The sequence below is a fragment of the Rhodobacter sp. JA431 genome (genome assembly GCF_900217725.1).
Classification (GTDB): Bacteria; Pseudomonadota; Alphaproteobacteria; order Rhodobacterales; family Rhodobacteraceae; genus Rhodobacter; species Rhodobacter aestuarii.
The window spans coordinates 400,942-421,464 of the sequence record NZ_OBMP01000001.1 but is presented as its reverse complement, the minus strand read 5'-3'; the positions used below and the strand labels follow the sequence as shown (position 1 = coordinate 421,464).

Here is a 20,523-nt window from a genome sequence, read left to right as displayed (position 1 = left end):
GACGTGCCGTGATGACCTTGACCGAGGCTGACCCGAAAGGGCTGATCCGCGAAAGCTATAAGATCGAAGGGATCGGCGATGCCGAATGCCGCTCGATCTTTTTGGATTGGGCGCTGAGCCTAGCCAAGGATGCCGATCCGGCCGAGGCGATGCGAGCGGTTTTGGCGGCGTATGGGGCCGATCCGGCGCATCCGATGAGCGTGGTTTTGGCCGAGGGTCTGACACGCGAGCAAGCTGCGCCCTCACGGCGCGGTGGGCGTGCCGGGCGGATGAAGGGCTAGCCCGGCCAAGCCGGGCCGCCCTTACAAATCTTTAGGCTTTGGCGCGCGAAAGCGCAGCGGCTTCGCGGGCAAGATCTTCGATCCCGGCCCAGTTGCCTGCATTCATCATGCCTTGCGGCGCCACCCACGAGCCACCTGCGCACATCACATTGGGCAGGCTCAGATAGTCGCGCGCGTTTTGCAGGCTCACCCCACCCGTCGGGCAGAAGCTCGCTTGCGGCAGCGGCGCGCCAATCGCTTTGAGCGCGGGCGCCCCGCCCGAGGTCGCGGCGGGGAAGAATTTGAGCATGTTATAGCCGAGTTCGAGCGCATACATCACCTCGGTGGCGGTGACGGCGCCGGGCAAAAGCGGCAGGCCTTCATCTTCGCAGGCTTTCACGATGCTATCGGTCAGCCCCGGGGCCACGCCAAAACGTGCGCCAGCAGCTTTTGCGGCCTTCACATCGGCCGGGCTGAGCAGCGTGCCCGCGCCCACGATGCCCCCTTCTACATCGACCATCGCGCGGATCGCATCCAGCGCGCAGGGCGTGCGCAGCGTCACTTCGAGGGCGGGCAGGCCGCCTTTCACCAGCGCTTGCGCGAGCGGCGCAGCATGGGCCACATCGGCCACCACGATGACCGGAACGATAGGAGCCATTGCGCAAATTTCGCGCGCGGCGGCAGATTGGGCGGCGGGGGTCATAAAAGCCTCCTGTCAGAGTTAGGCATGGCTCGGCCCTACACAGGGGACCGGGCACGGCACGAGATTTGCTGTCATAAAGACGTAAAACGCGCGCGGGGGGAAGTCATAGAACGCTGCTGGCGCCCGATGTCGCGGGGCCGACATTGCGGCGGAAGGTTTCAAAAAGCTCGCGCCCCATCCCATGCGCATTGGCGCTGAGGTCGGGTTGCGCGGGGGCGCGGGTTTCAAACCCTTCGGTCAGGCAATCAAGCGTGCCTGCAACAGCATCAAGGCGCACAATGTCACCATCCAGCAACTTGGCAATGGGGCCAGCACAGGTGCCCTCGGGCGAGACATGAATGGCCGCAGGCACTTTGCCAGACGCCCCCGACATCCGCCCATCGGTCACCAGTGCCACCTGCAGCCCGCGTTCTTGCAGCACCGAAAGGGTGGGAGTGAGCGAATGCAATTCGGGCATGCCATTGGCCTGCGGGCCTTGGAACCGCACGACAACCACGGTGTCGGTGGTGAATTCCCCGGCTTTGAAGGCGGTTTTCACGGCCTCTTGGTCATGGAAGATGCGTGCGGGCGCTTCGATCACATGGCGCTCGGGCGCGACGGCAGAGACTTTGATCACCCCCCGCCCAAGGTTCCCCGCAAGCTGTTTCAGCCCGCCGGTCGCGGCGAAACCTTCGGCCACGGGGCGCAGGATTTTGTCATTGAGGCTGTCTTCCGGGCCTTCGACCCACGTCAGCGCGCCATCAATCAGCTTCGGTTCTTTGGTGTAATCGGCCATGCTATCGCCCCACACGGTGGTGGCATCGGCATGCAAAAGCCCCGCGCCCAGCAAATGACGGATCAAGAATTGCAGCCCGCCCGCCGCATGGAAGGCGTTCACATCGGCCAAGCCATTCGGATAGACCTTCGCCATCAGCGGCACCACGCTCGAAATGTCGTCAAAGTCTTCGAGGTCGAGATCAATCCCCGCCGCACGCGCCATTGCGGGCAAATGCAGCACAAGGTTGGTGGAGCCGCCCGTTGCCATCAGGCCCACAAGTCCGTTCACAAAGGCGCGCTCATCCAGCACCCGCCCCGCCGGGCGGAAGCTGTTGCCAAGTGCGGTGATTTCGGCAGCGCGTCTTGCCCCGGCGACGGTGAGCGATTGGCGCAGATCGGTGCCGGGGTTCACGAAGCTCGACCCCGGCAGATGCAGCCCCATGAATTCCATCAGCATTTGGTTGGTGTTGGCGGTGCCGTAAAAGGTGCAGGTGCCCGGCGCGTGATAAGAGGCCATCTCGGCCTCCATCAGCTTGTCGCGGCCCACCTCGCCGGTAGCGAATTGTTGACGCACCTTGGCTTTCTCATCATTGGGCAGCCCCGCGGGCATCGGGCCGGAGGGCAAGAACACCGCCGGAATATGCCCAAAGGTTGCCGCTGCCATAATCAGGCCCGGCACGATCTTGTCGCAAATGCCAAGGTAAAGTGCCGCGTCAAAGGTGTTGTGCGAAAGCGCGACGCCCGCAGACAAAGCAATCACATCACGCGAGAAAAGGCTCAACTCCATGCCCGGCTGGCCTTGGGTGACGCCATCGCACATCGCAGGCACGCCGCCTGCCACTTGGGCTGTGGCGCCAATCTCACGCAGGGCTTCCTTGATCCGCGCCGGGTAGTCGCCATAGGGCGCATGGGCCGAGAGCATATCGTTATAGGCGGTAACGATTCCCACATTCGGGGCGCGGCCCTTGGCGAGCGCGTCTTGGTCTGCCCCCATCGCCGCATAGGCATGGGCTTGGTTGCCGCAGGTCAGATGCGCGCGGGCTGGGCCTGCCGCAGCAGCCGCATCAATCCGTGCCAAATAGTCAGCGCGCCTTGCGGCGGAACGGGCGCGAATGCGCTCGGTTACGCGGGCAAGGGTGGCATTGAGCGGCGGCAGATTGGCAGGTTCGGTCATGGCATGGTCCGGCGTTGCGAGGACGAAATTGGCGCGAAAGAAGAGATCGCGCCGGATGTGGTCTGTTTAGGGGGTTAGCGCTAACAAATCAATCCTTCGGGCGGGGCGCCACAGGGACGCGGTTTGGGGGCATTGCGGCAAATCCCTTTCAGGATGCGCTTTTCAGGCGCTAAATTATACGATTTGAAGCAATTTTTCGCCACATTCGGGGATCACCTTCGCGTCAACCAGACACGGAGGATCCCGATGCGTGTGTTTCCTATCGCTGTTGTGAGTGCTTTGATTGCCCTGAGCGCCTGTGGCGCCCCCGAACCCGCCTCGCGTGCGGCATCTGATACGCTTGGTTTGCGCCCCGTTGCCGTTGCTACGGCCACAGTACCGATTATGACGCCGCGGTGGAATGTGCAGGCGGTGCAGGTGGAGGTGCCGCGCAGCTTGCATGTGTCCGAGGCGAACCTGTTGTTTCCGATTGCCGATATCGTCTGGCGTGGCGATGCGCGTGGCGACCGCTATGAGCAAGTCGATGCGATTGTGACCGATGCCGCGACGCGCGCCATCTCGGGTATGACCAACGGCCAGCCGGTGGTGGTCGAAATCACGATGAAGCGTTTCCATGCGTTGACCGAGCGGGCCCGTTACACGGTGGGGGGCAGCTATGGCGTGAAAATGGATATCGCGCTGCGCGATGCCAACACCGGTATCTTGATCGACGGGCCACGGGCACTTTCTGTGGGGTTCAAAGCCTCTGGCGGTCAAAAGGCGATTGAGGAAGAGGCGCGGGGGATCACCGAAAAGGTGGCGATCACCAACTACCTTACCGATTATCTGCGCGAAGAACTGTTACGCCCGCTGCCAATGCCGGTGGGGAGCGACCGGATTTCGGAAGCGAACTGAGCGCGCGAGGTCTCGCGAGGCTTTGCAAGAGGCCGGAACGCAGATAGAGGGGGCGGCAACGCCCCCTTTCGCCTATGAGGCACCGATGTCTGATCTTGAGCCGAAATCCCGCCCCGTTGTGCGGCTGCGCCCGAAAGCCGAGGCCCGCGCCATCCGACACGGCTTTCCGTGGGTCTATGCCGATGAGTTGGTAACCGACCGGCGCACGCAAGCCTTGGCACCGGGTGTGATTGCCACGCTGGAAGATGCTGAGCGGCGCCCGATGGCGACGGTGACGGTGAACCCGAAATCCAAGATCATCGCGCGGGTGTTGGAGCGGGATGCCGACGCCGTGATTGACCGCGCTTGGATCGCGGCGCGGATTGCGCGCGCTTTGGCCCTGCGCGAGCGGCTTTTTGAGGCGCCGTTCTGTCGGTTGGTTCATGCCGAGGCCGATGGCCTGCCCGGGGTGATTGTTGATCGGTTTGGTGATGTGGCTGTGGTGCAGCCCAACGCCGCTTGGGCCGAAACGATGATCGACGATCTTTGCGCCGCGCTGATGGAGGTCACGGGCGTGACCACGGTCGTCAAAAACGGCTCGGGCCGCGCGCGCGGGTTGGAAGGCTTGCCCGAAGAAACGGTTGTGATGGCGGGCGAAATCACCGCCCCCGTGCCCGTGCCGATGAATGGCGCGATTTACATGGCCGATGTGATGGGCGGGCAAAAGACCGGGCTCTTTTATGATCAACGCCCGAACCATGCCTTTGCGGCGCGGCTTGCCGGGGGCGCGCGGGTTTTGGACGTGTTTTCCCATGTTGGGGGCTTTGCGCTTGCCTGTTTGGCGGGCGGCGCGGCAAGCGCGCTTTCGGTCGATGCCTCTGCCGCCGCGCTGGAATTGGCCACCAAAGGGGCCGAGGCGATGGGGCAGGGGGATCGCTTTGCCACCCGAAAGGGCGATGCTTTCGCCACGCTTGAGGCTTTGCAGGCAGAAGGTGCGCAATTTGATGTGGTGATCTGTGATCCGCCCGCTTTTGCGCCAGCCAAACCCGCGCTTGAAGCCGGGCTGCGCGCCTATGAGCGTATCGCGCGACTGGCCGCGCCCTTGGTGGCACCGGGCGGCTATATTGTTTTGTGTTCGTGCTCCCATGCCGCCGATCTTGTGCAGTTCCGCAACGCCTCGGCGCGTGGGCTTGGCAGGGGGGGGCGGCGCGCGCAACTGCTGCACACGGGCTTTGCCGGGCCGGACCATCCGATGCTGCTGCAGCTGGCGGAATCGGCCTATCTTAAATCGCTCTTCTTCCGGCTGGATTGATGCGGGCCGCGCCGCAAAAAGCTCTGCTCGATGCTTGTGTGCTTTACCCCACGGTGATGCGCGAAATCCTAATCGGTTGCGCGGCAGAGGGGCTGTATCAGCCGCTCTGGTCGGACAGGATATTGGAAGAATGGGCGCGCGCGGCAGCGCGGCTTTCTGCGGGGGATGAAGCAATGGCGCGCGGCGAGGTGGCGGCCCTCAAGGCGCGCTTTCCGAAGGCCTCTGTACCACCGCGCCCCGGTCTCGAATCGCGCCTGCATCTACCCGATGAAAACGATATTCACGTGCTGGCGGCGGCCATCGCCGGGGGCGCAGATGCGATCGTGACGCAAAACCGATCTGACTTTCCGCGTGGCACTTTGGCGGCAGAGGGGCTGGATCGGCTCGATGTCGATGCCTTTCTGTTGGCGCTAATTGCCGATGCGCCCGAGGCTGTTGCGCGGGTGGTCGAGGCCGTGCGGGCGCAGGCCGAGGAGCTTTCTGGCCAGCCACAGCCCTTGCGCGGGTTGCTTAAACGCGCCCGCCTTTACCGTGTGGCGAAAGCGCTCGAGGCAAATTGATTGCTTTCCGCAGCGTCAAAGCGCTTTGAGATCGCGCAAGCGCGCGCTAGACTTGTGTTGGGCGTCGCGGTAGACATCATCCTTGTTACCGCTAACATCTGGCGCCAACCGCGAGGAGGGGCCAGTCGTGCCAAGAATCGGAGCAAGCCCCATGGTATCGCGTGTTATCCCGGTTGATCCTTTCGACCTTGTGATCTTTGGAGCCACTGGCGATCTTGCCCAACGCAAGATTTTGCCCGGCCTTTACCGTCGTTTTCATGCAGGCCAAATGCCGCAAGGCGCGCGCATCATCGGTGCCGCCCGCTCTGCGATGGAGCCAGAAGCGTTTCGCGAACAGGTCCGCAAAGCGATTGCCGAGTTTGTCGACCGCAGCAAAATCGACGCGAAGGATGTCGAGACCTTCCTTGAATGCATCGACTATGTGCCCGTGGATGCCATGGGCGAGGGCGGCTGGGCCGAACTGAAGGACAAGGTTCAAGACGGGCGCGTGCATGCGTTCTACTTCTCGGTTGCACCGTCGCTGTTTGGGCCGCTGGCTGAACGGCTCAATGAACATGGCATTGCCGATAGCGAAGCACGGATCGTGGTGGAAAAGCCGTTTGGGCGCGACCTCGCCTCTGCCAAGGCGCTGAACGCGACGCTCGCCGCGCATTTCGAGGAGAGCCAGATTTACCGCATCGACCATTATCTGGGCAAAGAAACGGTGCAAAACTTGATGGCGGTGCGCTTCGCCAACATCCTGTTTGAGCCGCTTTGGAACGCCCAATACGTTGATCATGTGCAAATTACCGTGGCGGAAACCGTCGGCGTGGGCGGGCGCGGCGCTTATTATGACAAGTCAGGCGCGATGCGCGACATGGTGCAAAACCACTTGATGCAGCTTTTGTGCCTGATCGCGATGGAGCCGCCCTATCACTTCGACCCCGATGCGGTGCGCGATGAAAAGGTGAAGGTGATCCGGGCGCTGCAACCCGTTTCGCCCGCCGATATTGTGCGCGGCCAATATGCGGGGGTGAAAGCCTCTGAGACGCGTGCCGCCCAGCCCGGCTACTTGGAAGACAGCGAAAATCCCGACAGTCGGACCGAAAGCTATATCGCGCTCAAGGTGCATGTGGCGAACTGGCGTTGGCAGGGCACACCGTTCTATCTGCGCACCGGGAAAAAGCTGCGCGGGCGCGCGAGCGAAATCGCCATTACCTTCAAAGCGCCGCCGCATTCGATCTTTGACGAGGAGGATGCCAGCTGGCCCGAAAACGTGCTGGTGATCCGGTTGCAACCGAATGAGGGGATGAACCTCAAGGTGATGATCAAAGAGCCCGGCCCCGGTGGCATGCGTCTGGTGCAAGTGCCGCTCGATATGTCTTTTGCCGAGGCTCTGGGCGAAGAGGGCACCGATATTCCTGATGCTTACGAGCGGCTGATCATGGATGTGATCCGCGGCAACCAAACGCTCTTTATGCGTGGCGATGAGGTGGAGGCCGCTTGGGCCTGGACCGACCCGATCATCGCGGGTTGGGAAGCGCGTGGCGATCGGCCCCGGTCTTATGATCCGGGTTCCTCGGGCCCCGAAGATGCGCTGATGCTGATGCACCGCGATGGCCGCCGCTGGCGGGAGATCCGCGAATGAGCTTTGTGGAATATCCCGACCGCGAATTGATGATGGTCGCCTTGTCAGACCGGATCGCCAGCCAATTGCGCCGCGCGCTTGAGGTGCAAGAGCGCGCCACGCTTTGCGTGCCCGGCGGCACGACGCCCGGCCCGGTCTTTGATGTGCTCTCGGAGCTCGAACTCGATTGGGCGCGGGTAGATGTGCTGCTCAATGACGAGCGTTGGGTGGGAGAAGACAGTCCCCGCTCCAATACTGCGCTTTTGCGCGCGCGGCTCTTGCGCAACAAAGCTGCCGCCGCGCGGCTTGTGCCGCTTTACGCCCCTGCGCCGCATCCCGAAGACCGGCTGGAGGAACTGTCTGAAGGGGTGCGCGGCGCGTTGCCCTTGACGGTTTTGGTGCTGGGTATGGGGGCGGATATGCACACCGCCTCGCTCTTCCCCGGTGCCGATAAGCTCGAAGAGGCGCTATCTGACACTGCGCCCGAGGTTATGGCGCTGCGGGCCGAAGCGGCGGGCGAGCCGCGTATCACCCTCACCGCGCGGGTTTTGCGTGAAGCGATGCATTGCCATATTGTGATTACTGGCGCGGAAAAACGCGCTGCCATCGAACGTGCCGCCAGCCTGCCCGAGATCGAGGCCCCGGTGCGCACGGTCCTTCCTATTGCAACGATCCATTGGGCCCCATGATGAACCGTTTTGACCCCCTGCTTTCCCATGCCGCCACCGTCAAGGATCGGCCTATCTTGGACCTTTTCGCCGCCGATCCGTCGCGGGCCGAAAGCTTCTCGGCTGAGGCGGGGCCGTTCCTGTTTGATTACTCCAAGACCAATATCGATGCCGATGGCATGGCGCTTTTGCTGGATTTGGCCGTGCAAACCGGTGTTGCCGCCCAGCGCGATGCGATGTTTTCGGGTGAAAAGATCAACGAAACGGAAGGCCGCGCGGTGCTGCACACCGCTTGGCGCAGCGTGGAAGACAGCATCTTGGTGGATGGCGCCAATGTCATGCCTGCGTTGCGCGACACGCGCGCCCGGATGCAAGAATTCGCCGCCGCCGTGCGCGAAGGGCGCTACAATGGCCAAGGCGGCACCATTACGGACGTGGTCAATATCGGCATCGGTGGGTCGGACCTTGGCCCGGCGATGGCCTCGCTTGCCTGCGCCGCCTTTGCCGATGGGCCGAAGCTGCATTTCGTTTCCAATGTCGATGGTGCGCATATCCATGACACGCTCGCGGGGCTCGACCCGGAAACGACGCTGGTGATTGTGGCCTCGAAAACCTTCACCACGATCGAGACGATGACCAATGCCGAAAGCGCGCGGCGCTGGATGGCTGAGGTGGTGACCGAGCCCGCCAAGCAATTTGCGGCCATTTCCTCGGCCACCGACCGCACCGCGACCTTTGGCATTCCCGCAGAGCGGGTCTTTGGCTTTGAAGATTGGGTGGGCGGGCGCTATTCGGTCTGGTCGCCGATTGGACTGAGCCTGATGATCGGCATCGGCCCCGACCTCTTCGATCAATTCCTGAGCGGCGCGGCGGCGATGGACGAACACTTCCGCACCGCGCCTTTCGCCCACAACTTGCCGGTGCTTTTGGCGTTGGTTGGCCTTTGGCACAATCAGGTGCTCGGCCATGCAACCCGCGCGGTGCTGCCTTATGAACAACGGCTTGCACGTCTGCCCGCTTACCTGCAGCAGCTTGAGATGGAGAGCAATGGCAAGCGCGTCGCGATGGATGGGAGCGATCTGCCCTACCATTCCGGCCCCGTTGTCTGGGGCGAGCCGGGCACCAACGGTCAGCACGCGTTTTACCAGCTGATCCACCAAGGCACGCGGGTGGTGCCCTGCGAGTTTATCGTCACGGCAAACGGGCTGGAACCGGATCTAGATCACCAGCATCTTTTGCTGATGGCCAACTGCCTTGCGCAATCTGAGGCGCTTTTGCGGGGCCGTTCGTTTGCAGAGGCGACGGAGATCATGCGCGCCAAAGGGCTGGAGGGGGCAGAGCTTGACCGCCAAGCCCGCCACCGCGTGTTCCCGGGCAACCGCCCCTCGACGACCTTGATGTTTGATCAACTCACCCCCGCCACCTTGGGCGGCCTGATCGCGCTTTATGAGCACCGGGTGTTTGTGGAGGGCGTGGTCTTGGGCATCAACAGCTTTGACCAATGGGGGGTGGAGCTGGGCAAAGAGCTCGCCTTGGCGCTGGCACCGGTGCTGGAAGGCACGTCGGATGGGGCGGGTAAGGATGGTTCTACCCTGCAACTCGCCGCCCGTCTTCGCGCTTTGCGGGGGTAAGGAAGGGGGCGCCGCCTCCTCTGGCCCTGCAGGCCATTCACCCCCGGGATATGTCGACCAAGTCGAAACCGCCGTTTTAGAAAAGGGCGCTCTATTTGGGCGCCCTTTATCTTCGACTTTGTGGAAATACCCGAAGGGGCTCCCCCGATGGGGCGCCCGCGCGCGGTGAAATTGGGTTTAACGCGTTTCCTTGGGCCGAAGGGCGAGCCAAATCAATGCGCCGCCTGCAAGCGTGAGGAATGGCAGCATCGCCATATTCACCGCTTGCCAGCCCGCCGTCGGATCGCCTGCCGAGGAACAATTCATCAGCCCGCCCGATGAAAGCGAGGCGAGGAACACCCCGCCAAAGACCACGAAATCGTTCATGCCCTGCACATGGCCGCGTTCTTCGGGGCTATGGGCGGCGCTCAGCATTGCCGTGGAGCCAATAAAGCCAAAGTTCCAGCCAAGCCCCAAGAGCATCAGCGCGAGGTAGAACTTCTCAAGGTCCATCCCCGTCAGCGCCACCGCTCCCGAGGCAGCGAGGATGAAAAGCCCAATCCCCACGATCACCTCGCGGCCAAAACGCGCGATCAGATGCCCGGTGAAGAAAGAGGGCAGATACATCGCCATCACATGGGCGGAAACGATATTGGCCGCATCGGTTGTGTCATGGCCACAGCCCACCACCGCCAAAGGCGTGGAGGTCATCACAAGGTTCATCAGCGCGTAAGAGACCATGCCGCAGATCATTGCCACGGCAATTTGCGGGTCTTTGAGCAACTCCAACCGCGTGCGGCCCACATGATGCACGCCCTTCGCCCGCCGCCCCGGTGCGGGAATGCGCAAAAAGGCAAACAAGATCGGGCCAAGAATGTTGATGCCAATGATTGCCAGATAAGTGGCCAGAAATGGCACCACCATCGCCTGCGCGGTGAGTTTGACGAGCTGCGGGCCAATGATCGCCGCCGCCAAGCCCCCGGCTAGCACCCAAGAGATCGCCTTGGATTGCGCCTCAATCGGCAGGCCATCGGTCACGGCAAAACGGTAAAACCCCTGCGCGGACATGTAGATGCCAGCAAATACGCCGCCCAAGCAGAACAGCGCGAAAGACCCGATTTGCAGCGCATAGGCGGAAATCGCGGCACCAATGGCCCCGGCAAAGGTCGCCAGAATGAACCCGGCGCGGCGCCCAAAGGCCGCCATGAATTCCGACATTGGCTGCGCGGTCAACACCGAGCCCAACACGATGAGCGAAAGCGGCAACGTGGCCCAGCACGGGTCGGGCGTGAGCGAAGCGCCCGCGAGCCCCCCCACGGTGAAAATCATCGACATTTGCGCGCCCAAAAACGCCTGCGCCGCGACCAAAACGATCGTGTTGCGCCGAGCGTCGGGCGAGGGGGTCGTGGAGCCGGAAGTCTGTGTCATGGCTCAGCCCTAGCGTGGCCGAAGGGGGCTGGCAAGCGGGCGCGAAAGCGGGCAGGGTGGGGCATGGTCGGACGTATCATCGAAACCGAAGAAGATATGGCAGAGGGCGCGGCGTGGTTGGCCCAAGCCGAGCCGCGTTTTGCCGAGGTGCTGGCGCTCACTGGCCCTTGGCCCTTGCGGCGGCGCGAAGACGGGTTTGAAGCGCTGCGCGATGCGATTTTGGGCCAGCAGGTGTCCACCGCGGCGGCGCGCTCGATCCGGCAAAAGCTGATTGATGCGGGCTTTGGCGCGGCGGAGGCTTTGGCCGAGGCGCAAGAAGACGACCTGCGCGGGTGCGGGCTTTCGCGGCAAAAGGTGCGCTATGTGCAAGCGCTCGCCCGTTCCGGGATTGATTTTGCCGCCCTGCGCAGCCTGCCGAATGAGGACGTGATCAACACGCTCTTGCCGCTTCCGGGGATTGGGCGCTGGACGGTGGAGATGTATTTGATGTTCGCGCTCGGGCGCGCCGATGTCTTTGCGGTCGATGATCTGGCTTTGGCAGAGGCGGCGCGGATGCTGTTTGATCTGCCCGAACGGCCAAAACGCAAGGAATTTGGCACGCTTGCTGCATGCTGGTCGCCGTGGCGGGCGGTTGCTGCGCGGGGGCTTTGGGCCTATTACGCAAAGAGAAAAGAACGCGAGGGGGTGGCTCCATGACACGTGAAATGAAGCTTGGGCGGGTGGCGCCTAAATCCGGCAATGTGAAATCGGCCGTGATCTTTCTGCACGGCTATGGGGCGGATGGGGATGACCTTCTGGGCCTTGCCGAACCATTGGGCGAACATCTGCCCGATACGCTCTTTTTGGCCCCTGACGCGCCCGAAGAATGCATCACCAACCCGTTCGGGCGGCAGTGGTTCCCGATCCCGTGGCTTGATGAATCCTCGCCCGAGGATGCCGCTGCGGGCCTTGCGCAAAGCTCCAAAGATTTGAACGCCTTCCTTGATAAGGTGATGGAAGACGAGGGGTTGACCGCGTCGCAAATCGTGGTCTTTGGTTTTTCTCAAGGCACGATGATGGCGCTGCAAGTGATCCCGCGCCGGGCCGAAGCCTTTGCCGGGATCATTGGCTTTTCGGGCCGACTGTTGCGCCCCGATGCTTTGGCCGAAGAAGTGCTGACCAAGCCGCCCGTTTTGCTGGCGCATGGCAACACCGATCAGATCGTGCCGTTTTCCGATCTGCAAAAAACCGCAGAAGCCCTGCAAGAAGCAGGTTTCCAAGTTTATGCCCATGTGATGGAAGGCACCGGCCACGGGATCTCGCCCGGCGGACTGGGGACGGCGCTGTCCTTCCTTTCGGAATATCTGCCAAGCTAAGCGCCGCTTTGCCCGTTTCGCGGGCATCTCGTCACGCGCGTGTTGCAAAGTCATGCAAAGCCTGTGCCCGAGCAGGGGGCTCGCAGATTGCGGGTCTTGCTCTGTGGCGAACGCCATATATAGTTATACCACGGCAGGAGCGGAGCGCTTCTCCGCATCGCTGCCCGCAGATGACAGGCGGAAGGGGCATGGCCATGCTCGATCACGGCGACAGGAGCGACTTTCGAACACATTTTGTGCGCGAGCCATCGGCCTTGCGCCGTCACCCGGCACTGGTGCTCAACGCCGATTTTCGCCCGCTGAGTTACTACCCGCTGTCGCTTTGGCCTTGGCAGGAGGCGGTCAAAGCGGTCTGCCTCGACCGGGTCACCATCTTGGCCGAATATGACGAGGTGGTGCGGTCGCAAAGGCAAAGCATACGCATCCCCTCTGTTGTGGTGCTCAAAGAATTCGTCAAACCCCAGAAGCGCGTGGCCTTCACGCGCTTCAATCTTTTTTTAAGGGACGGTTTTTGCTGCCAATATTGTGGCGCGAAGGGGGATTTGACCTTTGACCATGTGATCCCGCGTTCCAAAGGCGGCGTGACCAGTTGGGAAAACGTGGTGGCGGCCTGCGCGCCGTGTAACCTGAAAAAGGCCAACAAATCGCTCAAAGCCTCGGGCCTGCGGCTGCGCCAACCCGCGCGCGAACCGAATGCCGAAGACATGCACCGAATCGGGCGACGCTTCCCGCCGGGGCACCTGCATGAAAGTTGGATTGATTTCCTGTATTGGGATGCCGAATTGCAGGCGTGAAGCTTGCTGATTGGGCGAGTGCTGCGGGGACATATCTCCCCAAATCACGAGGTGTTTTGCGCAAGTGCCAGCCCATCAGGGCGCTGCATTGCATGGCAAAAACGATGTAGCGACCCGAGCCTTGTAAGCGCGGGCCGCCACATCTGTTTGATCAATCGGTGATCGCGCCTTCTTCATCGCCGCGCTCATGCATCCGGGCTTTGACGATGCGCCCGATAAACAGCGGCAGTACAAATCCCACAATCGCCACGGTCCACAGGCCAATCGCGAGCGGGCTGCCCACCAGTGTCCAGTAATCGCCGTTGGAAATTGTCACCGCGCGGCGCAGGTTGTTTTCCATCGTGTTGCCCAAAAGCGTGCCAAGGATGATCGGCACCAGCGGCACATCAAGCTTGCGCAGCACCCAGCCCAGAACCCCAAAGCCGATCATCACCAACAGATCGAAGGTCGAGCCTGAAATGCCATAGATGCCGACGAAAGAGATCATCGCCACGACCGGCATCAAGATGCGCGGTGGGATCAAAAGCACGCGGGTAAAAATGCCAACCATGGGGATGTTCATCGCTAACAGCATGAAGTTGGCAATGAAAAGCGCTGCGATCAGTCCCCAAACCACATCGGCGTTGTTTTGGAACAAGAGCGGCCCCGGCGTGATATTGAGTGAAAGCAGAACTGCAAGCAACACGGCAGTCGTGCCAGAGCCAGGCACCCCCAGCGCCAACATCGGTACCAAAGCCCCCCCGGATGCAGCATTGTTTCCCGCCTCAGGGGCGGCAACCCCGCGCGGATCGCCTTTGCCAAAGGTGCCTTCGCGGTCGACCAAGCGCTTTTCCACCGAATAGGCGAGGAAAGAACCCAGCGATGCGCCAGCCCCCGGTAGAACACCGGCGATAAAGCCAAGCCCAGAGGCGCGAAGCATACTGCCGAAGGTCGACTTCAGCATCGACCAAGGCGGCGTTAGGCGCCCCACTTTGATTGAACGACCGCCTGCAGCCGAATTACCATGATGGTGCTCAAGGAAGATAAACACCTCCGAGAGCGCGAAAAGCCCCACGATGGCGACAAGGAAATCGAGCCCGTCATAGAGATGGACTTCACCAAAAGTCAGCCGCGGCACGCCGGTTTGGGTGTCGACGCCAATCACTGAAAGGCCAAGACCCAGCATTGCGGCAAAAGCGGCTTTGGCTTGGTTGGTCGAAGAGACGCCGCCCAAAGTGGCAAAAGCGAGCGCGAAAAGCGCGAAATATTCCGCCGGGCCGAACAGAAGAGCGAATTTCACCAAGATCGGCGCGAACAGGATCAGCCCCCAAGTGGCGATGAAGGCGCCCACAAAGCTGGCAATACCCGAAAGCGAAAGTGCCTCGCCCGCCAAGCCTTTCTGGGCCATCGGATACCCATCAAGGCAGGTCATCATCGCCGGTTCATCGCCCGGAATGTTAAGCAAGATCGAAGAGATCCGCCCGCCATACATGGCCCCATAATAGACGCTTGTGAGCAAGATCAGCGCAGGCGTCGCCCCAAGTCCCAGTGAGAAAGCGAGCGGGATCAAGATCGCGACGCCATTGGACGGCCCAAGCCCGGGCAAAGCGCCCATCATCGTGCCAAGGAAGGTGCCCAACAGCGCAAGTGCAAGGTTTTGGAAGGTCATCGCGGTGACGAAGCCATCCCCGAGAGATGCAAGAATATCCATTGGGGTGCCTCAGAAACCGAAGGGGCCGCGCGCGAGCGACAGGCCAAGGAGGAGATGAAAGATCACATAGATCCCGACCGCGGTGCCCACGCCAACAAGGCCTGCTTGCCAAAGGGGGGATTGGAGGCGCCACGATAGATAGGTGGTGGCAAGGGTGGTGGCGAAGACAAAGCCCAACATGTCCAGCGCTTCGACATAAAGCACCATCACCACGACCGCGGCGAGAATTTCGACAAATCGGCCAAGGCTCGGCCAAACTGGTTCCGGCCCGGGACGCACCAAAATGGCGAACGAGGACAGGCCCAAAAGGGAGGCGATCAGCAGCGGAAAGGTCTTGGGCCCGACCGTATCCGACAAAAAGCTTTCCTGAATTTGCAAAGTTCCCCAAGCGAAGAAAATCGCCAACATGAGCCCAAAGGCTCCAAAGATGCGGTCACTCATCTGTCCCTCCCACAAGATTTTGGGGCGCGGCAAGCGCGAGGTTTGCCGCGCCGGGTGCCTTAGCGCAGGATGCCGATTTCTTTCGAAATCTGTTGGATTTGCGCCACCGAGCTGGCAACGAACTCTTCAAACGCTGCGCCTTGCAGATCGAGCGGGGCAAGGCCATTGGCCGCCATCACTGTTTTCCATTCGTCTGAGGCATAGAGCGCGCCAATGTCTTCGACCCAAGTGTTATAGGCCGCATCGGTCATCCCGCCGGGGGCATAAAAGCCGCGCCAGTTCGCGCCGATTGCATCCACACCTTGTTCTTTCGCGGTCGGAAAATCGGCAAAGGCTCCCGGAAGCCGTTCCGGCGCGAGCACCGCGATCACGCGGATATCGCCCGAATCGACAAAGCCTTTGGCTTCGGAAATATCGCCGGTAAACGCTTGCACCGAGCCCGCCAGAAGCTGTGTCACCGCCTCGCCACCGCCATCAAAGGCGATGTATTTCACGGTGCGCACATCGTCGATGCCAAAGGCATTGGCCGCGATCAGCACCTTCAGGTGGTCCCAGCCGCCGACAGCCGAGCCCCCCGCAACCGAGACCGAGGTCGGGTCGGTTTTAATTTGCTCAAGCAGTTCAGGAAGCGTTTGGATCGGGCTATTCGCCGATACCGCGATCACGCCGTAATCGGCGCCCACGGCGGCGAGCCAGCGCACTTGATCCATCGTATTGCCCGGGTACGCGCCTTGGGCAAGCCGAGTCGCCGTGGCCGAAGAAGCCGCCACAATCAGATCGTTAGCGTCGCCGCGCTTATTGACCACCTCAGCAAAAGCCACGCCGCCGCCGCCGCCTTCAAGGTTGGTGACCTGCATCGTTTCATCGATCAGCTTAAGGTCTTGCAGCATTTTGCCCACCTGACGGCAGGTGAAATCCCAGCCACCACCGGGGCCCGCCGGGGCGATGCATTCCGATGCCATTGCACCGGTTGCAAAAGTCAGCCCCGCGACGGTCGCCGCCGCGCGCACAAGTTTGAAAGCCATTTTTGTCCTCCACTTTTTCATCCAGCGCCTCCCGCACCGGATTTGTGCGCCCTTGATAGCGCTTGAACCTGTCAAAAACCTGTCACAAGCTTTCCGAGAGAGGAGGGCTCATGCGCGTACTTCTGGTTGAAGATGCCGAAGACTTAGCCGAAGCCACGCAACGCCGCCTTGCGCGGTCCGGTATGGCTTGCGATTGGGTGACAACATTGGAGCAGGCGCGCGCGTGCCTTGATGTGCAAGGCTATGATGCGCTGATCTTGGACATCAACCTGCCCGATGGCAGCGGCACGGACCTGTTGCGCCAGATGCGCAGGGCCGGGAGTGCGACACCGGTGGTCATGCTCACAGCGCAATTCTCGGTAGATGATAAGCTTTCGGCCTTTGCGCTTGGTGCCGATGATTATCTGATCAAACCGTTCGATCACCGCGAGTTGGAGGCGCGATTGCATGCGATCTTGCGGCGCGAAAAGGCAGATCGCTCGCCCGAATTGGTCATCGGCGCGCTTAGCTACAATCCTACCAGCGGGCTTGTGCAATTAGCGGGGCAACCGCTGGAACTGGCGCGGCGTGAATTTGCGCTTTTGGGTCTTTTGATGCGCAATCGGGGGCAGGTTTTGTCCAAGAAGCGCCTGTTAGAGGGCCTTTATGGGTTCGATGACACCGTGGCGGGGGAAAACGCGATTGAGCTTTATGTTGCACGGTTGCGCAAAAGGCTGAGCGGAAGTGGGGTCGAGATTCAAACCCTGCGCGGGCGGGGCTATCGTTTGGACGCCACAAATGAGGTCGCCAAAGATGCGTGAGGCGGGGGCCGCGTCTTCACGGCCTTTGTCTTTGACGGCACGGCTGGTTGTGGGGCTCTCGGCACTGTTGCTGATCGGGGGCTTGATTCTGTCGCTCGCGGCTTTTGCCTATGGCCGGGCAGCGGCACGCGATGCCTTTGATCGTCTTCTGGTGGGGGCCGCGAATGACATTGCCGCCTCGATCTCGATCGTCGATGGGGTGCCGGTTGTCGATCTGCCGCTGTCGGCGTTTGAGCTCTTGGGGCTCGCGCAAGAAGATCGCATCGCGTATCAGGTGCTTGGCCCGCAAGACACTGTTCTGACCGGTTATGATCTGCTGCCATTGCCGCCTGAAGGGCAGGGCGATGTCGCCTTTTATGATGCCTCCTTTACCGGTGATCCGGCGCGCTACATTCGGGTGACGCGACGCTTTGCCGAGCGGCAGTTTTCGGGTGCCGTGCAGGTGATTGTGGGCCAAACCACGCATGCGCGCACCGAATTGGCGCTTGATATCACGCGCAACGCGCTGGCGGGGCTGGTCGTTGGTGGGGTAGCTATCATGACTTTTGCGGTCTTTGTGGTGCGCCAAGCGCTGCGCCCGCTCAACCAGCTGGCGGCAAGTCTGGCGCTGCGCGACCCGCGAGACTTGACCCCGATTGATGCCGCCGTGCCTCCAGAGGTGGATGCGATGGTGCAGGCAATCAACGGATTCATGGGGCGGCTTAATGGTCAGTTCCGCACGATGAAAAACCTGATCAGCGATACCGCGCATCAATTGCGCACCCCGGTGGCGGCCTTACGGGCGCAGGCTGATCTTGCCGCGGGAGAGGAGGATGCCGGCGCCCAAAAGGCGATTGTCACCCGACTGCATGGTGGCACGGTTCGACTGAGCCGCTTGCTTGATCAGATGCTCTCGCGTGCTTTGGTGATTCATCGCGGTGGTGCGGCGAGGCGCGAGCCCATTGATCTGCGTGATATTGCGCTTGATGTTTTCGACGATGCCGATCCGCGCCATGTCGCCCCCGAGGCTGAGGTGCATCTTGAGATTGGTGAGGCTCCGGTCACGGTACTGGCCGATGGGCTGTCTTTGACCGAAGCGGCCAAGAACCTGCTTGGCAATGCCCTCGCGCATGGCACAGCGCCGATTACGATTGGGGCCGATCAAAGCCTGCTGGGCGCGCGGCTTTGGGTGCGAGACGTTGGGGCGGGGCCTTCGCCCGCGCTTTTGGCGCAGTTGGGAGAGCGGTTCGCCACCGGGGCGGCAGGACGGGTGCGCGGTAGCGGCTTGGGGCTTTCGATTGCACAGGCCGTGGCGGAGGCGTTTGACGGCGAACTTCAGGCCGAGAGTGGGCCAGAGGGATTTTGTATTGCCATTGTCCTGCCGCCGGAGCCGGAACCATGATCCAAAAGCTTCTCATCGGATTGTCACTGCTTGGCGGGGTCTTCGCCGCGTCGGTTCATGCGCAAGAAGCGGTTGCGCATTTCGGCGCACAAGGGGCAACCCGTTCAATCACTTTGCGCACAACCACCGATATTGCCGTGCTGGCCCCGACGATGCGGGACTTTCTGGCAAACCGCCCCGACCTCGCCCTGCGCTATGAGCAATGGGGCTCGAATGACCTCTATGCGCTTACGGAGCTTGATTGCAAAACGGGCAGGCCCGGCGCGGATATCGTGATTAGCTCAGGCGTGCATCAGATGGTGAAACTGGTCAATGATGGCTGTGCCGTCAGTTGGGTTTCGCCGGAAACACAGGCCTTGCCCGATAGATTACGCTGGCGCGATCAGGTCTGGGGGATTTCGCGTGAGCCAGCGGTGATCGTTTACAATCGCAACCTCGTGCCCCCAGAAGATGTTCCAGATAGCCGGTTCGATCTTTTGGATCTGCTCCGCCCCGAAGGCTCGCGCTATGGTGGACGGGTGGCGACCTATGACATCGCGGCCTCTGGGCTCGGCTTTCTTTTTGCATTTATGGATAGCCAAGAAGCCTCAACCTTCGGTGCGCTGATGGAGGCCTTCGCCCGTTCTGGTGCGGTTGCAACCTGCTGCTCTGCAGAGATCATCGGCGGCGTGGCCACTGGAGACTATCTTATCGCTTACAACGTGTTAGGCTCCTACGCGATGCAGGCCGCGCGCAGCGATCAACGGTTGGGAATTGTTGCGCCTGCAGATTACACTTTGGTTTTGTCGCGTGCAGCCATCTTGCCCGGGACGGAAGCCAATCACGACGCCGGGGATTTGCTCGATTTCATCTTGTCCGAATCTGGACAGCGCTCAATGGCCAAGGTTCATCTGGCCAGTGCGCCCTCGGCCCCCTTGCCGGGTGCGGATCGCGAAGAAGATGACAGCCGCTGGCGCTTGATCGAACTAGGGCCGACCTTGCTTGTCGCGATGGATCAGATGAAAACGGCTGGTTTCCTTGCCCGCTGGCGCGCTGCGATCGGAGAATAGGGGCGGTGGCCTCTTGCCACGCAGCCTTAGGTCTCGCTGTGCGGAACAAGTAGAAAATCTTCTGGGAGGATGGTACCGCCTCCCCGGCTCGAACGGGGGACCTCTGGATCCACAATCCAGCGCTCTAACCAACTGAGCTAAGGCGGCACTGAGGGGGCGTTTAGCGGCTGGCGCGGGGGATTGCAAGAGGGAACCCGCGTGGATTTGCTGCGTAAAATTGGCGAAGCGCTTGCCCCCCGCGCAGGCTTTGGCTAGGCCCAAGGAAGAAAACCGCATCGGAGGCGAAGATGGGGATCAATGACGAAAACGAAATGATGGGCGATTTGCAAATTGGCCCGACCGATCAGGGCATGGTGCGAATCTATCTTTCCGGCGAAGGGTTTGACGCGCCCTTCGATTTTGACCCGGAAGAGGCCGAAGAAATTGCCGAGGAATTGATGGCCGCAGCAGAGGCTGCGCGCGAGATTGCCGCAGGCGCCAAACGCGGTAAGCCGAAGGGGAAGCGCTAGGCCGCCGCCAATCGCGATAGGGAGTTGCGGCTTTTTGTATCGTCTCGGAGCCGCCTCCCTAAATGCGCTGCGTTCTTGCGTAAGGTCGCAAGATAAATCCGCAGCGTATCTCGTAGACGGCGGAAGCAGGCCCGGCCCAGATCCGTCGTTACCAACACGGGTAATGCTTCCGGATAAACGTGGGCGATCTGGCGTAGCAAAATTCGCCCGTTCCGAGTGCAAAGCTAGCTGACGGGGTCATAGACCGCTTCTTCGCTCAGGCATCCCTACGAAAAGCGTCTCCGTTTCCCCGCGAGGCTGGGCAAGCTCGTGTGGAAACGCCTGTAAAACCTGCATCCAGACACTACTGGCCTTGCAAAACAACGCTTCTCAACCAAAGGTTATTTCCGGGAGAGTTGGCTGGGGTGCCAGGATTCGAACCTGGGAATGGCGGTACCAAAAACCGCTGCCTTACCACTTGGCGACACCCCAACTCTGTGCGGCGGTGTTTAGCCAAGCGCGTCGGGGGGCGCAAGAGGAAAATTCGCGA

The 20,523-nt window shown here is 61.4% G+C and carries 20 protein-coding genes and 2 tRNA genes; 14 read left to right on the top strand and 8 right to left on the bottom strand.

The features are described from left to right. Positions 1–11 precede the first annotated feature (11 nt). Positions 12–281, top strand: a complete 270-nt coding sequence (locus CRO18_RS01785) for a hypothetical protein (RefSeq protein ID WP_076485048.1) — start codon at positions 12–14, stop codon at positions 279–281. Positions 282–312: 31 nt separating this feature from the next. On the opposite strand, the gene eda is transcribed toward CRO18_RS01785, so the two are convergent. Both eda and edd read right to left on the bottom strand, forming a co-directional pair. After that, the gene (gene eda, locus CRO18_RS01780; protein WP_076484938.1) at positions 313–963 is read right to left on the bottom strand and encodes a bifunctional 4-hydroxy-2-oxoglutarate aldolase/2-dehydro-3-deoxy-phosphogluconate aldolase; all 651 of its coding nucleotides are present in this window, start codon (positions 961–963) and stop codon (positions 313–315) included. Positions 964–1,066: 103 nt separating this feature from the next. Beyond that, on the bottom strand, positions 1,067–2,893 hold the full coding sequence (gene edd, locus CRO18_RS01775) for a phosphogluconate dehydratase (RefSeq protein WP_097080841.1): 1,827 nt from the start codon (positions 2,891–2,893) through the stop codon (positions 1,067–1,069). Between the two features lie 246 nt (positions 2,894–3,139). On the opposite strand from edd, the gene CRO18_RS01770 reads away from it, so the two are divergent. From CRO18_RS01770 to pgi, 6 genes are all read left to right on the top strand, one after another. Next, positions 3,140–3,787, top strand: a complete 648-nt coding sequence (locus tag CRO18_RS01770; RefSeq protein ID WP_097080840.1) for a DUF6778 family protein — start codon at positions 3,140–3,142, stop codon at positions 3,785–3,787. 85 nt (positions 3,788–3,872) lie between these two features. Then, positions 3,873–5,078 (top strand): RSP_2647 family RNA methyltransferase, encoded by a 1,206-nt coding sequence (locus CRO18_RS01765; protein ID WP_097080839.1) that lies wholly within the window; start codon positions 3,873–3,875, stop codon positions 5,076–5,078. Then, positions 5,078–5,638: an RSP_2648 family PIN domain-containing protein gene (locus tag CRO18_RS01760; protein ID WP_097080838.1), complete on the top strand. Its 561-nt coding sequence runs from the start codon at positions 5,078–5,080 to the stop codon at positions 5,636–5,638. Before CRO18_RS01765 ends, CRO18_RS01760 begins: the two co-directional genes overlap by 1 nt. Before the next feature lie 151 nt (positions 5,639–5,789). Continuing rightward, positions 5,790–7,265, top strand: a complete 1,476-nt coding sequence (gene zwf / locus CRO18_RS01755) for a glucose-6-phosphate dehydrogenase (protein ID WP_076484933.1) — start codon at positions 5,790–5,792, stop codon at positions 7,263–7,265. Further along, positions 7,262–7,933, top strand: coding sequence for a 6-phosphogluconolactonase (gene pgl / locus CRO18_RS01750; RefSeq protein WP_097080837.1), 672 nt, complete (start codon positions 7,262–7,264; stop codon positions 7,931–7,933). Before zwf ends, pgl begins: the two co-directional genes overlap by 4 nt. Continuing rightward, positions 7,933–9,543 carry a glucose-6-phosphate isomerase gene (pgi, locus tag CRO18_RS01745; protein WP_097081094.1) on the top strand — a complete coding sequence of 537 codons (1,611 nt, stop codon included), beginning with the start codon at positions 7,933–7,935 and terminating at the stop codon, positions 9,541–9,543. Before pgl ends, pgi begins: the two co-directional genes overlap by 1 nt. A gap of 177 nt (positions 9,544–9,720) precedes the next feature. Here the strand turns inward: pgi and CRO18_RS01740 are convergent, their stop codons facing one another. Further along, on the bottom strand, positions 9,721–10,950 hold the full coding sequence (locus tag CRO18_RS01740; RefSeq protein WP_097080836.1) for an MFS transporter: 1,230 nt from the start codon (positions 10,948–10,950) through the stop codon (positions 9,721–9,723). A 63-nt stretch (positions 10,951–11,013) separates the two neighbouring features. Between CRO18_RS01740 and CRO18_RS01735 the strand changes: the two genes are divergently transcribed. The 3 genes from CRO18_RS01735 (at position 11,014) to CRO18_RS01725 (ending at position 13,099) form a co-directional block, all read left to right on the top strand. Further along, entirely contained in the window at positions 11,014–11,646 is a 633-nt protein-coding gene (locus tag CRO18_RS01735; RefSeq protein WP_097080835.1) for a DNA-3-methyladenine glycosylase, read from the top strand. Further along, the gene (locus CRO18_RS01730) at positions 11,643–12,305 is read left to right on the top strand and encodes an alpha/beta hydrolase (RefSeq protein WP_097080834.1); all 663 of its coding nucleotides are present in this window, start codon (positions 11,643–11,645) and stop codon (positions 12,303–12,305) included. Before CRO18_RS01735 ends, CRO18_RS01730 begins: the two co-directional genes overlap by 4 nt. A gap of 194 nt (positions 12,306–12,499) precedes the next feature. Further along, a complete protein-coding gene (locus CRO18_RS01725; RefSeq protein ID WP_076485046.1) occupies positions 12,500–13,099 on the top strand; it encodes an HNH endonuclease in 600 nt (199 codons plus the stop codon). 151 nt (positions 13,100–13,250) lie between these two features. On the opposite strand, the gene CRO18_RS01720 is transcribed toward CRO18_RS01725, so the two are convergent. From CRO18_RS01720 to CRO18_RS01710, 3 genes are read right to left on the bottom strand one after another with little or no spacing between them, the layout of a single operon-like run. After that, positions 13,251–14,789: a tripartite tricarboxylate transporter permease gene (locus CRO18_RS01720; RefSeq protein ID WP_076484927.1), complete on the bottom strand. Its 1,539-nt coding sequence runs from the start codon at positions 14,787–14,789 to the stop codon at positions 13,251–13,253. A 9-nt stretch (positions 14,790–14,798) separates the two neighbouring features. Continuing rightward, positions 14,799–15,230 carry a tripartite tricarboxylate transporter TctB family protein gene (locus tag CRO18_RS01715; protein ID WP_097080833.1) on the bottom strand — a complete coding sequence of 144 codons (432 nt, stop codon included), beginning with the start codon at positions 15,228–15,230 and terminating at the stop codon, positions 14,799–14,801. Between the two features lie 59 nt (positions 15,231–15,289). Further along, on the bottom strand, positions 15,290–16,255 hold the full coding sequence (locus CRO18_RS01710) for a tripartite tricarboxylate transporter substrate binding protein (RefSeq protein ID WP_076484925.1): 966 nt from the start codon (positions 16,253–16,255) through the stop codon (positions 15,290–15,292). Between the two features lie 110 nt (positions 16,256–16,365). On the opposite strand from CRO18_RS01710, the gene CRO18_RS01705 reads away from it, so the two are divergent. From CRO18_RS01705 to CRO18_RS01695, 3 genes are read left to right on the top strand one after another with little or no spacing between them, the layout of a single operon-like run. Next, on the top strand, positions 16,366–17,055 hold the full coding sequence (locus CRO18_RS01705) for a response regulator transcription factor (RefSeq protein ID WP_076484924.1): 690 nt from the start codon (positions 16,366–16,368) through the stop codon (positions 17,053–17,055). After that, entirely contained in the window at positions 17,048–18,436 is a 1,389-nt protein-coding gene (locus CRO18_RS01700; RefSeq protein WP_170952524.1) for a sensor histidine kinase, read from the top strand. The genes CRO18_RS01705 and CRO18_RS01700 overlap by 8 nt, the downstream gene beginning before the upstream one ends. Then, entirely contained in the window at positions 18,433–19,485 is a 1,053-nt protein-coding gene (locus tag CRO18_RS01695) for an ABC transporter substrate-binding protein (RefSeq protein ID WP_097080831.1), read from the top strand. The genes CRO18_RS01700 and CRO18_RS01695 overlap by 4 nt, the downstream gene beginning before the upstream one ends. A 70-nt stretch (positions 19,486–19,555) precedes the next feature. On the opposite strand, the gene CRO18_RS01690 is transcribed toward CRO18_RS01695, so the two are convergent. Next, a tRNA-His gene (locus CRO18_RS01690) sits at positions 19,556–19,632 on the bottom strand. 140 nt (positions 19,633–19,772) lie between these two features. Between CRO18_RS01690 and CRO18_RS01685 the strand changes: the two genes are divergently transcribed. After that, complete coding sequence (locus CRO18_RS01685) at positions 19,773–19,994, top strand: DUF6324 family protein (RefSeq protein WP_076484921.1); 222 nt, start codon at positions 19,773–19,775, stop codon at positions 19,992–19,994. Between the two features lie 396 nt (positions 19,995–20,390). Here CRO18_RS01685 and CRO18_RS01680 read toward each other — a convergent pair. After that, positions 20,391–20,465 (bottom strand) — tRNA-Gln (locus tag CRO18_RS01680). Between the last annotated feature and the right edge of the window lie 58 nt (positions 20,466–20,523).

Bases quoted from the DNA above. Each gene is read 5' to 3' on its own strand.
- CRO18_RS01785 (WP_076485048.1), top strand. From the start codon at position 12: ATGACCTTGACCGAGGCTGACCCGAAAGGGCTGATCCGCGAAAGCTAT.
- eda (WP_076484938.1), bottom strand. From the start codon at position 963: ATGACCCCCGCCGCCCAATCTGCCGCCGCGCGCGAAATTTGCGCAATG.
- edd (WP_097080841.1), bottom strand. From the start codon at position 2,893: ATGACCGAACCTGCCAATCTGCCGCCGCTCAATGCCACCCTTGCCCGC.
- CRO18_RS01770 (WP_097080840.1), top strand. From the start codon at position 3,140: ATGCGTGTGTTTCCTATCGCTGTTGTGAGTGCTTTGATTGCCCTGAGC.
- CRO18_RS01765 (WP_097080839.1), top strand. From the start codon at position 3,873: ATGTCTGATCTTGAGCCGAAATCCCGCCCCGTTGTGCGGCTGCGCCCG.
- CRO18_RS01760 (WP_097080838.1), top strand. From the start codon at position 5,078: ATGCGGGCCGCGCCGCAAAAAGCTCTGCTCGATGCTTGTGTGCTTTAC.
- zwf (WP_076484933.1), top strand. From the start codon at position 5,790: ATGGTATCGCGTGTTATCCCGGTTGATCCTTTCGACCTTGTGATCTTT.
- pgl (WP_097080837.1), top strand. From the start codon at position 7,262: ATGAGCTTTGTGGAATATCCCGACCGCGAATTGATGATGGTCGCCTTG.
- pgi (WP_097081094.1), top strand. From the start codon at position 7,933: ATGAACCGTTTTGACCCCCTGCTTTCCCATGCCGCCACCGTCAAGGAT.
- CRO18_RS01740 (WP_097080836.1), bottom strand. From the start codon at position 10,950: ATGACACAGACTTCCGGCTCCACGACCCCCTCGCCCGACGCTCGGCGC.
- CRO18_RS01735 (WP_097080835.1), top strand. From the start codon at position 11,014: ATGGTCGGACGTATCATCGAAACCGAAGAAGATATGGCAGAGGGCGCG.
- CRO18_RS01730 (WP_097080834.1), top strand. From the start codon at position 11,643: ATGACACGTGAAATGAAGCTTGGGCGGGTGGCGCCTAAATCCGGCAAT.
- CRO18_RS01725 (WP_076485046.1), top strand. From the start codon at position 12,500: ATGCTCGATCACGGCGACAGGAGCGACTTTCGAACACATTTTGTGCGC.
- CRO18_RS01720 (WP_076484927.1), bottom strand. From the start codon at position 14,789: ATGGATATTCTTGCATCTCTCGGGGATGGCTTCGTCACCGCGATGACC.
- CRO18_RS01715 (WP_097080833.1), bottom strand. From the start codon at position 15,230: ATGAGTGACCGCATCTTTGGAGCCTTTGGGCTCATGTTGGCGATTTTC.
- CRO18_RS01710 (WP_076484925.1), bottom strand. From the start codon at position 16,255: ATGGCTTTCAAACTTGTGCGCGCGGCGGCGACCGTCGCGGGGCTGACT.
- CRO18_RS01705 (WP_076484924.1), top strand. From the start codon at position 16,366: ATGCGCGTACTTCTGGTTGAAGATGCCGAAGACTTAGCCGAAGCCACG.
- CRO18_RS01700 (WP_170952524.1), top strand. From the start codon at position 17,048: ATGCGTGAGGCGGGGGCCGCGTCTTCACGGCCTTTGTCTTTGACGGCA.
- CRO18_RS01695 (WP_097080831.1), top strand. From the start codon at position 18,433: ATGATCCAAAAGCTTCTCATCGGATTGTCACTGCTTGGCGGGGTCTTC.
- CRO18_RS01685 (WP_076484921.1), top strand. From the start codon at position 19,773: ATGGGGATCAATGACGAAAACGAAATGATGGGCGATTTGCAAATTGGC.